The organism is Sulfurovum sp. (assembly GCA_026990595.1).
Classification (GTDB): Bacteria; Campylobacterota; Campylobacteria; order Campylobacterales; family Sulfurovaceae; genus Sulfurovum.
The window spans coordinates 19,300-30,175 of the sequence record JALXCZ010000003.1; the positions used below are offsets into that span (position 1 = coordinate 19,300).

General features: G+C 38.1%; 12 protein-coding genes and 1 riboswitch. Of the genes, 9 read left to right on the forward strand and 3 right to left on the reverse strand.

The features are described 5' to 3' along the window. Positions 1 to 31 precede the first annotated feature (31 nt). Positions 32 to 1,465 carry a type I glutamate--ammonia ligase gene (gene glnA, locus MVE01_RS00865; protein WP_472560269.1) on the reverse strand — a complete coding sequence of 478 codons (1,434 nt, stop codon included), beginning with the start codon at positions 1,463 to 1,465 and terminating at the stop codon, positions 32 to 34. A 74-nt stretch (positions 1,466 to 1,539) separates the two neighbouring features. After that, positions 1,540 to 2,319, reverse strand: a complete 780-nt coding sequence (locus tag MVE01_RS00870) for a histidinol-phosphatase (protein ID WP_472560270.1) — start codon at positions 2,317 to 2,319, stop codon at positions 1,540 to 1,542. 84 nt (positions 2,320 to 2,403) lie between these two features. Further along, positions 2,404 to 2,496: riboswitch (cyclic di-GMP riboswitch) on the forward strand. 72 nt (positions 2,497 to 2,568) lie between these two features. On the opposite strand from MVE01_RS00870, the gene MVE01_RS00875 reads away from it, so the two are divergent. The 9 genes from MVE01_RS00875 (at position 2,569) to MVE01_RS00915 (ending at position 9,842) form a co-directional block, all read left to right on the forward strand. Beyond that, positions 2,569 to 3,288 carry an HD-GYP domain-containing protein gene (locus tag MVE01_RS00875; RefSeq protein WP_472560271.1) on the forward strand — a complete coding sequence of 240 codons (720 nt, stop codon included), beginning with the start codon at positions 2,569 to 2,571 and terminating at the stop codon, positions 3,286 to 3,288. A 68-nt stretch (positions 3,289 to 3,356) separates the two neighbouring features. After that, complete coding sequence (locus MVE01_RS00880) at positions 3,357 to 4,691, forward strand: peptidase U32 family protein (RefSeq protein ID WP_472560272.1); 1,335 nt, start codon at positions 3,357 to 3,359, stop codon at positions 4,689 to 4,691. Positions 4,692 to 4,707: 16 nt separating this feature from the next. Beyond that, a complete protein-coding gene (gene purE, locus MVE01_RS00885; RefSeq protein WP_472560273.1) occupies positions 4,708 to 5,202 on the forward strand; it encodes a 5-(carboxyamino)imidazole ribonucleotide mutase in 495 nt (164 codons plus the stop codon). A 23-nt stretch (positions 5,203 to 5,225) separates the two neighbouring features. Next, a complete protein-coding gene (gene glyQ, locus MVE01_RS00890; protein WP_472560274.1) occupies positions 5,226 to 6,119 on the forward strand; it encodes a glycine--tRNA ligase subunit alpha in 894 nt (297 codons plus the stop codon). A gap of 9 nt (positions 6,120 to 6,128) precedes the next feature. Beyond that, positions 6,129 to 6,857 carry a Nif3-like dinuclear metal center hexameric protein gene (locus MVE01_RS00895; protein ID WP_472560275.1) on the forward strand — a complete coding sequence of 243 codons (729 nt, stop codon included), beginning with the start codon at positions 6,129 to 6,131 and terminating at the stop codon, positions 6,855 to 6,857. 61 nt (positions 6,858 to 6,918) lie between these two features. After that, the gene (locus MVE01_RS00900) at positions 6,919 to 7,638 is read left to right on the forward strand and encodes a zinc ribbon domain-containing protein (protein WP_472560276.1); all 720 of its coding nucleotides are present in this window, start codon (positions 6,919 to 6,921) and stop codon (positions 7,636 to 7,638) included. A 27-nt stretch (positions 7,639 to 7,665) separates the two neighbouring features. Continuing rightward, positions 7,666 to 8,835 carry a lipid IV(A) 3-deoxy-D-manno-octulosonic acid transferase gene (gene waaA, locus MVE01_RS00905; RefSeq protein WP_472560277.1) on the forward strand — a complete coding sequence of 390 codons (1,170 nt, stop codon included), beginning with the start codon at positions 7,666 to 7,668 and terminating at the stop codon, positions 8,833 to 8,835. Next, positions 8,825 to 9,118, forward strand: coding sequence for a DUF167 domain-containing protein (locus MVE01_RS00910; RefSeq protein ID WP_472560278.1), 294 nt, complete (start codon positions 8,825 to 8,827; stop codon positions 9,116 to 9,118). The genes waaA and MVE01_RS00910 overlap by 11 nt, the downstream gene beginning before the upstream one ends. Continuing rightward, the gene (locus tag MVE01_RS00915; protein WP_472560279.1) at positions 9,105 to 9,842 is read left to right on the forward strand and encodes an RluA family pseudouridine synthase; all 738 of its coding nucleotides are present in this window, start codon (positions 9,105 to 9,107) and stop codon (positions 9,840 to 9,842) included. Before MVE01_RS00910 ends, MVE01_RS00915 begins: the two co-directional genes overlap by 14 nt. 8 nt (positions 9,843 to 9,850) lie before the next feature. On the opposite strand, the gene MVE01_RS00920 is transcribed toward MVE01_RS00915, so the two are convergent. Then, complete coding sequence (locus tag MVE01_RS00920) at positions 9,851 to 10,750, reverse strand: helix-turn-helix transcriptional regulator (protein ID WP_472560280.1); 900 nt, start codon at positions 10,748 to 10,750, stop codon at positions 9,851 to 9,853. Positions 10,751 to 10,876: the final 126 nt, after the last annotated feature.

Below are 10,876 nucleotides of genomic sequence, written 5' to 3' on the forward strand. Positions count from 1 at the left end.
AAAAGAGTTTCGAGCCGAAGCCCGAAAGGTTTTAGCAAGAGTAGGTAGTGATGTACTCGTGTGCAGTCGGTCTTCCCTCTACAGGAACAACGTGTCTGTCGAACATATAGTCGACATAGGTTTGAATATACTCTTCATCCATAATAGGAGCTAGGAAGTCATGGTCTTTTTCTAGACCTTCCAGTGCATCTCTAAATGAGTTTGGAAGCTCCGGGATACCTCTTTCAGCAATCTCTTCTCTTGTAAGTTCAAATAAGTCTTCGTTAAATGGACCTACTAAATCATAACCACCATTTTTGATGCCATCAAGCCCGGCGATCATAAGTACTGCAAATGCAAGGTAAGGACAGGCAGTAGAGTCTGGGAAACGTGTTTCAATTCTAGTTGCCGGAGCACCTGCACCATAAGGGATACGACAAGCAGCTGAACGGTTTTGGCTAGAATAAGTAAGAATACGTGGTGCTTCAAAGCCTGGAAGCAGTCTCTTAAACGAGTTTGTACTTGGGTTAGTAAATGATGCTACGGCTTCTTTGTGTCTGAAGATACCAGAAAGGTAATCAAGTGCTGTTTTGGAAAGGTTTGCGTATGCACCTTCCTCATAGAAAGTATTTACACCATCTTTCCAGAGTGATTGGTGAACGTGCATACCGTTTCCATTATCATTATAGATAGGCTTTGGCATAAATGTCGCAGTTTTACCATTAAGGTGTGCAACCATTTTTACAACATATTTGTACTTTTGTACATTATCTGCAGCAGTGATGATATCTGAGTAAACAATACCGATTTCGTGTTGACCCTGTGCTACTTCATGGTGACCAAGTACAACTTCTAAACCTACTTCTTCAAGAAGCATCATCATTTCAGCTCTTAAATCTACAGCAGAATCTGTTGGCATAACAGGGAAATAACCACCCTTGATTCTAGGTCTGTGACCCATGTTTCCATACTCTCCATAATCTTCAGCATCAGCCCAGTGACCTTCGTCTGTCTCTACTTTGAATGACTGGTGGTTGTCATTGTCAACAATTTTTACATCATCAAAGATGAAGAATTCATTCTCAGGACCAAAGTAAGCAGCATCAGCTACACCAGCATCATCCAGTGCTTTCAATGCTTTTTTAGCAATAGCTCTTGGGCATTTGGCATAAAGCTCATTTTTATAAATGTCATAGACATCACAGATGACGATCACTGTGCTGTCAGCTGTGAATGGGTCAAGGAATGCAGAACCAACATCTGGCTTAAGAATCATATCTGACTCATTAATCGGCTGCCAATTCTCAATGGATGAACCATCAAATGGTACACCAGCTTCAAGCATATCATCATCTACCGCACTTCTTCTGTATGAAATGTGGTGCCATGCCCCTTTAATGTCTGTAAATCTAAAGTCTACAAACTCTACTTCATTTTCTTCACAGTATTTGTTAAATTCTGCTAAGTTATTTACGAATTTACCCATGTTGTCATTCTCCTAAATTAAAATTTATCTTTAGATTATAACCATTATAAAATAAATATAGTCAGAAATTTTGCCTAAAAAGTAACCAATTGTTTATCTCGTCCTTGAAAAGTAACAGCTTTGTTATAACCAATGTCTTTTGCAAGTGTGACAGCAAGGTCGTAACCTGCACCGATCTGTTCAATTGCATGGGCATCTGAAGAAAAGGTAATAGGTATATCCAAACTATAAGCACTCTCAAGCAAAGCTCGAGAGGGGTACATTTCTCCTACAGGTTTACGTAGACCTGCAGTATTTATTTCGATGACCATATCTGATCGTTTAATCGCCTTAAGTGCATCCTTTGCCAGGATCTTGACATCTTCTTTTGGCATAAACTTAAAGACTTTAATAAGATCAAGATGTCCTACTATGTCAAATTTTCCAGACGTTGCCATGGCTTGTGTTGCATCAAAATAGGCTTTCCATATCTCATCTATCTTTTTGTTTTTCCAACCGCTGAGAAATTCCGGATTGTCAAATCCCCATTTGTCTAAAAAGTGTACGGATCCTATGAGGTAATCCACATCAGCATAGAGTACACGTTCATCCATATGTCCCGGAAGCCAATCGACCTCATATCCTAAAAGAATATCAATTTGATCTTTGTATTTTTCTTTGGCTGTAATTATATCGTTCACATAGGCATCCATATCACAGAATGGCAGCCTGTATTTTTCATCAAAGTCCATGGGTGCATGTTCGGAAAAACCGAAAACATTTATGTTTAATGCTATAGCTCTTTGAATATATTCATCTATTGTTCCGACTGCGTGGTTACAACGTGTGGTATGGTTATGCAGATCTATTTTCATCTTTTTTACTTTTGTTGTTTTTAACTTAGTTTACCATAATAATTGACAATTTTTTGACAATTTTGTTTTATACTTTCACTATCGTATTGAAAAAGCCAAACTTATCGTGAGGTAAGGACGGAAAGCCACGGGACTTTGTATAAAAAATTTACTATAGGAGTCAGCCGGGTTACCAATGGAACGCATTACATTTCTGTAAACGTATCCTTACTTTTTCTATGATTGAAATTTATATAAAAAGGATATCAATTGAATGGATACATGTATAGGGATAGATCGGATATAATCAGGTTGGAAAACCTTACTACATTAGAAACAAAAATACGTCAAATACGTAGTTTACATACAGAAAAATCTATACAGGAAAATGAGATCATCGATCTTTTCGTTGAAGCATTAAGTGCTCATGGTAAAGATCAGAATCAAATTCGCCAAACTTCGCAGATCAGTAGAATACTGGGGGAATCGTTAGGTTTGGGAATGAAATATTGTAGTCGTCTTGAACAGGCAGCGCGTATTTATGATATTGGTAATATTATAATCTGTAGTGACGTGTATGAGAAAGATGAAAAACTCAGTTTTGAAGAATTTGAAATCGTTAAAGAACATACACGGGCAGGATATGATATTTTGATCGCCCAAAATTTTTTAACAACAGATATGGCTGCTGTTATTTCTGCAGAACATCATGAGTGGTGGGATGGTGGAGGATACCCCCGTTGTCTGAAAGAGAAACAGATAGATATTTCTGCAGCGATCGTTGCAGTAGCAGATACAGTAGGCGCACTCTATAGGGAAAGACCTGGGAGAAAAGCCTGGGAGTATAAAAAGATTCTGGATTATATTAAAACAAGAGGTAAAATACAGTTCAATCCGGATGTTGTAGAAGTATTTTTGATCAACCAAAAGATCATTGAAGAGGTTTTACGTACAGATTTGGAGGCTATTGAGAATAAATGGTATGAGTAAAACCTACTTTTTACTACTAATAAGATAAAATAAGAGCAAAATTAATACATTTTATCTTAGGAATATCATTGACTGAACAGAACAAAGTAGAACTTTTAGCACCAGCGGGAAATTTAGAGAAGCTGAAGATTGCTCTTAATTATGGTGCAGATGCTGTCTATGGCAGTACCAGTACCTTTTCACTGCGTATTCGTTCGGGCAAAGAGTTCGATATGGAATCATATGCAAAAGGCATAGAGTATGCCCATGCAAGAGACAAAAAAGTCTATGCTACTGTAAACTCTTTTCCGTTTAATTCACAAATGAAACTCTATGAGAACCACATTGCTAAAATAGCAGAATTGAAGCCTGATGCACTCATTGTCTCAAGTCCTGGCGTGGTAAAGATCGCAGCTAAGATTGCTCCTGGTATTCCTATTCATCTCTCTACTCAGGCAAATGTAATGAATGCTATGGATGCAGAGGTCTATTATGATCTTGGCGTAAAGCGTATTATTGTGGCACGTGAGATAAGTCTTAAAGATTGTGAAGCGATAAAAGCACACCTTCCGGATCTGGAACTGGAGGTATTTGTACACGGTTCTATGTGTTTTGCCTACAGTGGACGATGTCTGGTCTCTGCACTGCAAACAGGTCGTGTGCCAAACAGAGGAAGTTGTGCCAATGACTGCCGTTTCCCATATGAGATCTATGCGCATAATCCTGAGAGCGGTACTACTTTCAGACTTGACGAAGAAGAAGATGTGGGGACATATATTATGAATGCCAAAGATATGAATATGGCTTCACATATTGATGAAATCATGCAAAGTGGTGTCATAGATTCATTGAAAATCGAGGGTAGAACAAAATCACCTTATTATGCAGGGGTTGTCACCAAAGCATACAGGCATGCCATTGATGACTACTATGCAGGTGATTTTGATGCAAAACGCTACCAACGAGAGCTTCATACTACACAAAACCGTGGTTTTACCGATGCCTATCTTACTTCTCGTCCTTTTGAAAAAAATGATACACAGGCACACAGTTTCTCTATTCAGTATGGTACCCATCAGGTTGCAGGGCTTGTCAGTGAAGATGGGCATACCTGGAAATGTAAAGACAAAACGTGCATCGGTGATGCAGTAGAGATCGTCTTGCCTGTGGGAGCTAAGGTTGAATTGGTAGATAATGAGATAGGTAAGATAGATGAGGTATCTGGGCAGTATTGGTTGACATTTAGAAAGCTTACAACCAAAGAGGGTAAAGAGTTAGAGTGTGTACACAGTGGGAATGTTAATGATATTCTTTTGCCTACTGAGCTACCGGGATATACGATCTTACGTCGTAAGATTGCAGAGGCATTGGAGAAAAAAGGGCTTATAAATGAGTCTACACCCATGAATCTGGAACCAAAATAAAAGTAGGAGAAAGTAAATGAAATTTGTATCTATTGTCATTGGAAGTAAGAGTGACTACTCTGTGATGAAAGAGTGTGCTGTTACATTGGAAAAATTTGGTGTACCGTATGAACTTATTATATCATCGGCACACAGGAGTCCTGAGAGGACTAAACAGTATATGAAAGAGGCTGAAGCAAAAGGAGCACAGGTTTTCATTGCAGCTGCAGGTATGGCAGCGCACTTGGCCGGTGCATTGGCTGCAAGCACAACCAAACCAGTACTCGGTGTTCCTATGGCATCGGGTGAGCTTAGAGGAGAAGATGCACTCCTTAGTACAGTAATGATGCCGGGAGGCATGCCTGTAGGTACATTGGCAATTGGCAAAGCTGGAGCAGTCAATTCAGCCTATATGGCGATTCAAATTATGGCATTGCAGGATGATGAACTTAAAATCAAACTCCAGGAAGACAGAATTTCAAAAGCGAAAAAAGTAGAACTTGATTCTTCTGAGATAGAAACTATATTATAAAATGAGAAAGTAGAAATTTAGAAATGAATAAAAATGCCATAACATTTAGTGAACTTTTATTAAAACTCCAACAATTTTGGGCAGAACAGGGCTGTAATATTGTACAACCTTATGACATCCCCTCAGGTGCAGGAACTTTTCATCCCGCAACACTGCTGAGAAGTCTTGACTCCAAGCCTTGGTCTGCTGCGTATGTCGCACCTAGCCGCCGTCCTACTGATGGACGTTATGGAGAGAACCCTAACAGACTTGGCGCGTACTATCAGTTTCAGGCACTCATTAAGCCTAGCCCTGACAACATTCAAGAGCTTTATCTTAAATCGCTTGAATATTTAGGACTGAATCTGCAAGAGCATGACATCCGTTTTGTTGAAGACAACTGGGAGTCACCAACACTTGGTGCCTGGGGGCTTGGCTGGGAAGTGTGGCTTGATGGTATGGAAGTAACACAGTTTACCTATTTTCAGCAGGTAGGTGGTATCGCCTGTGATCCAGTGGCAGTGGAGATTACCTATGGTACAGAGAGACTGGCCATGTACTTACAGGGAGTAGACTCGGTCTATGACCTCGTATGGAATAAAATGGGTGACACTGTGACTACGTATGGAGATGTACATAAAGAGACAGAGTATGAGTTCTCCAGGTACCACTTTGAAGTTGCCAATGTTGAGAACCTATTCCAACATTTTGAAGATGCTTCTAACGAATGTAAAGTCTGTTTAAATGCGGGACTTCCTTTGCCTGCGTACGACCAGTGTATGCTTGCTTCACATGCTTTTAACGTACTTGATGCCAGAAAAGCCATTTCTCAGGCTCAGAGACAGAACTACATATTAAAGGTACGCGAGCTTTCTATTGGGTGTGCACAATTGTATAAAGAACAAGAGGAAGAGCGTAATAAAAGGGTGAAAGCGTAGGGTGCGGTTATGAAACTACAAGAAATCTACATACATTTAGACAAAATAAGCCCTTTTGAACTCCAAAAAAAATGGGATAATTCCGGGTTGATCGTAGGTGACTTAAATCGTGAAATCTCTCAAATAGTTCTCTCCTTGGATGTTGATGCCGATATGATAGAAAAGGCAGAAGAGGGAACACTTTTTGTGGTGCATCACCCTTTGATATTTGATAAACTAACACAGCTTGACTTTGCCAAATACCCTTCTAATCTGCTAGAGAAAATGATTCTGAAAAATCAGTCATGTATCGCCCTGCATACCAATTTTGATCAGACACATCTCAATAAATATGTATTTGAAAATATTTTAGGATTTCCTATGGCATCTCAAAATGATTTTTTATGTACAGCAGAAGGGGAGTGGGAGTACAAGGCACTTTTGAAGCATATAAAAGAAAAACTCAACTTGCCTACACTCAAAGTCGTAGGTAAAAAAGAGAAGATCACTTCTATTGCACTTTGTACGGGTTCCGGAGCTTCACTCATAGATGAAGTAGAGGCAGACTGTTTTCTTACCGGGGATATTAAATACCATGATGCGATGAAAGCGATAAGTGAAGATCTGATGATGGTGGACATAGGACATTATGAAAGTGAACAGTTTTTTGCAGAGATTTTAGCGGATGAATTGAAAGTTTTACCTATTTTGGCTATAATTGCGAATTCTAAAAACCCATTTCATACTGAAACGTACTAAAATAGGTTAAAAATGCTGTGAAATCTTGCAGTATTACCCTGAAACTCCTAAAGGATAAAGATTGAACAAACACTTAAAAGAACTGATCGAACTTGCTAAAAATGATCAGGCAATAGACAGTTATAACCCACAAATTGAAGCGGCCGACAAAAAGGTAGCAAAAGTACAAAAAAAGATAGATATGGCACAAGCTGAGTTAGATGAACTTACTACGGCTATTACTGAGAATGAATCTAAAGTAAAAGGTTTTGAAGAACAGTTAACACTTCTTAATGAACAACTTGCTTCCAATGCTAAAAAACTTAAAGAGATCTCTACAGAAAAAGAGATGAAGGCACTCTCTTTGGAAGAAGATATTGCCAAAGAGAAGATGACGTTTGCAAATGAAGAGATCGAAAGACTTCAAGGCATAAATGAAACAAAAAAAGCACTGCTTGATGAAGCCAATGAAAAAGTAAATACACTTACGACAGAGTTCAATGCAGTAAACAAAGAAGTTTCTGCAGAGAAAGCTAAAATTGAAAAAAGTAAAGCAGCACTTTTTGTAACAAGAGAAGAGCTTAGTAGAAATCTTGAGCAAAAAGTACTTGCATTTTATGAGAAGATCCGTATTTGGGCAGGAAATACAGCAGTTGTTCCTGTAAAAAAACAGGCATGTTACGGTTGTTATATGAAGCTGAACGATAAAACATATGCAGAGATAATCAAGGGTGATGAAATCGTTAATTGTCCTCACTGTGGGCGTATCCTTTATCTTGAAAGTGTTACAGAAGAGGCGTAAGTCTATTCTATATCAAAGGGATGACACATGGAGAAATTTTTTTTACTTCTCTATAGTGTTCTTCTTTCTCTTGCCTACTTCATAGCACTTCCTTTTCTTTTCTTTTTCACATTTAAAGCAAAATATAAAGTATCAATTCCTGCCAGATTTTTTTTATGGAACAATACACCGCTAAAAGCAGATGGTATCTGGTTTCACTCCTGTAGTTTTGGAGAGGCGAAGGCGATCAAACCTTTGGTAGATGCTCTGCCTGAAAATGTTTTACGCATGAGTACCACAACACATACAGGCTTTGATGTCATAAGAGAGTACACGGATGAGAGTCGCTATCTTCCTTTTGAACCGTTGCTTTTTTCTTGGATCAAACCGCAAAAAGCACTGATAGTGATGGAAGCGGAGTTTTGGTATCTTCTTTTTGCTTTGGCAAAAAAAAGAGGGGCTAAGACGTTACTCATCAATGCACGTATGAGTGACCGCTCTTTTCCTAAATATCAAAAAATGGGTTGGTTGTACAAACAGATATTTAAACAGATAGATGAAGTGTATGCTCAAACAGAGTTGGACAAAGAGCGCTTGGTATCTCTGGGAGCAAAAAAAGTTTTAGTCACAGGGAATATTAAACTTGCACAACTGCCTTCTGTTTCACAAGTGATGGAGAAGCCCTCAGGTCTGCTTTTGTGTGCGGCAAGTACACATGAAAAAGAAGAAGAGCTTATCCTGAATGCTTTTGCTGATCTTAAAAAGCAGGAAAGTGAAGCAAAACTCATCGTGGTACCGCGTCATCCTGAGCGTTTTGAAAAGGTAGCTGATATGGTTGAAAAGTTTGTAAAAGCAGAAGGGCTTACTTGTCAGCAGTATTCTAAAAATAAAAAAATGCAGAGTGATATTATGGTGCTGGATGCATTGGGTGAGCTGGTTAATGTGTATGCCATTTCAGATATTGTTATTCTGGGTGGAGCATTTGAGCCTATAGGTGGGCACAATGCAGCCGAAGCTGCACAGTTTGGTTGTAAAATTATCTCTGGAAAACACTACTTTAACCAAAAAGATATTTTTGAAGCGGTGGAGGGGATAACAGTAGTGGAAGCTTCAAATCTTTCACGAAGCCTCTTGCATCATGCTCAGTTAAAAGAGACAAAGATTAAAAATAAGAGCGATATTACACCTATTATTGAGAGTCTGAAAAATGTTTTATAAAATTGAGGATAACAGAGTCAGTATACGCATAAAAGCACAACCTTCCGCAAGTAAAAATGCGTTTTGTGAGATCTATGGTGAAGATGCAATAAAGATACGTATAAAAGCACCGGCAGTGGAGGGGGCAGCAAACAAAGAGTTGGTAAAATTTCTTTCAAAAAGTTTTAAAGTCCCCAAAAGTGATATAATTTTTAAAACGGGGCAAAACTCTAAAATAAAAATAGTGGAATTCCCACTGAGTGATAAATTTATGAATTGGATTGAAGAAAATGGCTACAGATAAAGCATATAAAGTATTGGCAGAACAAAAAGAACTCTCAAACAAAAAAGCAAAAGAGCTTATAGACAGAGGTCTTGTTTTTGTGGAAGATAAAAAAGTAAAGATTGCAAGAGCCCAGATCAGTACAGAAGCGAATTTCCGTATTGAATACCCGGAAGATATAGAGATACTCTATCAGGATGAAGATATTATTGCTATCAATAAACCGGCACAGGTGGACAGTTATGATATACAGGATGCCATAGAGGGTGCAGAGTTGTTACATAGACTGGATAGAGATACCTCAGGTGTATTGTTACTTGGGAAGAACAGAACATTTATCAATCAGGCGATTAATGAGTTTAAAAGCCGCAGGGTTGAAAAACACTATGTCGCATGGGTAGATGGGGTGATCTATGAAAATATTGAGATAGATGAACCTATTTTTACGATTAAAAAAGGAAAAGCATTTTCAGTGATAGATCCTGTACGAGGTAAAAAAGCACATACTTTGGTAAAACCAGAAGAGATACAGGGTAAAAAGTCTAAAGTACATATAGAGATCACTACCGGACGAACCCATCAGATACGTGTACACCTTGCCCATGTGGGACATCCTATTATAGGGGATGAACAGTATGGGAGCAGAACACAGTCAAAAAGAGTACTTTTACACTCTGCTAAAATGAAAATTCTTGATTATGAATTCAATGCAAAAGAACCCAAAGATATTATCAGATATAAATAAAATATTTTTTAGAAAACCAATTTTAAAACGGTTTCGGAGAAGAGAATATCTGGTGTAGGTGAGAGCATCCCATGCCAGCTGAATCCATACTCTGCATTTTTCCCGTTGGCAACAGTTTTAATACCGTAGTCCTTGGTAAGCAGTACGCCGTCTGTTCTTGTACTGAAGATCATAACATTATCAGTTTTGTCCAGATGTTCAAGAAGATGCAAATATCCATATACACTGAGTATGGCAGCTATTTTTGGACTTCTTCCGTAAAGTGCATGAATATAATATGTACCATTTTCATGGGGCATACAGAAATCCTCTCTATGTAACATGAATTCACTTCTATCGTTATATGCGATCTCCTTGGCAACCCTGTTTTTTATTTTCAGCATAATAAAATGCCCTAAGTGCTGCTTTTTATGTTCACAGATAATACACAGGTTGGAGGCATGTTGACTCCATTCTTCTAAAACCTGAGGGGTGATTCTGTAATAATCTGAAGTATTAGAGGCAGTTTCTATGTCAATAATATGTTCTATATGCTCTTGTTTATGTGGAAAATCTTTTAATGTATAGAAAGTATGTTCATGGTGTATTCGTTCGGGTAAATTCCCTATGAGTGCCTGATAGTTCTTTATAAATACTTTTTCCAAGGGCATAGATAGATTTTTATATCTTTCATGGATGATCTCATAACATTTACCACTTTCAAAAGCCCCTTGTTTAAAAAAGAAACATAACAGAGTATGTTTCTTTTTTAAACTTGGAGAAGTCGTACCTGTTTCCCAACGACTGAGTGTCACACTGTTGAGTGCATGAAAATGATTTGAATGGTGTGAGAGTTTCTCTACCAGTTCCTGCTGGGTTAACTGATGTTTTTTTCTATATTCAAATAATAAATTACCAATAGTATTCATTCTCTCTGTTCCTGTAAAACATATATAATTTTTTAAATTATAGACTTCATTATTAAATAGTGATTAGGCATTTTCTATGATAAATTATATCTAAAAATGCCATGTACATGTTGAGTGTTTTTAAAT

Bases quoted from the DNA above. Each gene is read 5' to 3' on its own strand.
- MVE01_RS00870 (WP_472560270.1), bottom strand. From the start codon at position 2,319: ATGAAAATAGATCTGCATAACCATACCACACGTTGTAACCACGCAGTC.
- MVE01_RS00895 (WP_472560275.1), top strand. From the start codon at position 6,129: ATGAAACTACAAGAAATCTACATACATTTAGACAAAATAAGCCCTTTT.
- glyQ (WP_472560274.1), top strand. From the start codon at position 5,226: ATGAATAAAAATGCCATAACATTTAGTGAACTTTTATTAAAACTCCAA.
- MVE01_RS00910 (WP_472560278.1), top strand. From the start codon at position 8,825: ATGTTTTATAAAATTGAGGATAACAGAGTCAGTATACGCATAAAAGCA.
- MVE01_RS00920 (WP_472560280.1), bottom strand. From the start codon at position 10,750: ATGAATACTATTGGTAATTTATTATTTGAATATAGAAAAAAACATCAG.
- waaA (WP_472560277.1), top strand. From the start codon at position 7,666: ATGGAGAAATTTTTTTTACTTCTCTATAGTGTTCTTCTTTCTCTTGCC.
- MVE01_RS00915 (WP_472560279.1), top strand. From the start codon at position 9,105: ATGGCTACAGATAAAGCATATAAAGTATTGGCAGAACAAAAAGAACTC.
- glnA (WP_472560269.1), bottom strand. From the start codon at position 1,465: ATGGGTAAATTCGTAAATAACTTAGCAGAATTTAACAAATACTGTGAA.
- purE (WP_472560273.1), top strand. From the start codon at position 4,708: ATGAAATTTGTATCTATTGTCATTGGAAGTAAGAGTGACTACTCTGTG.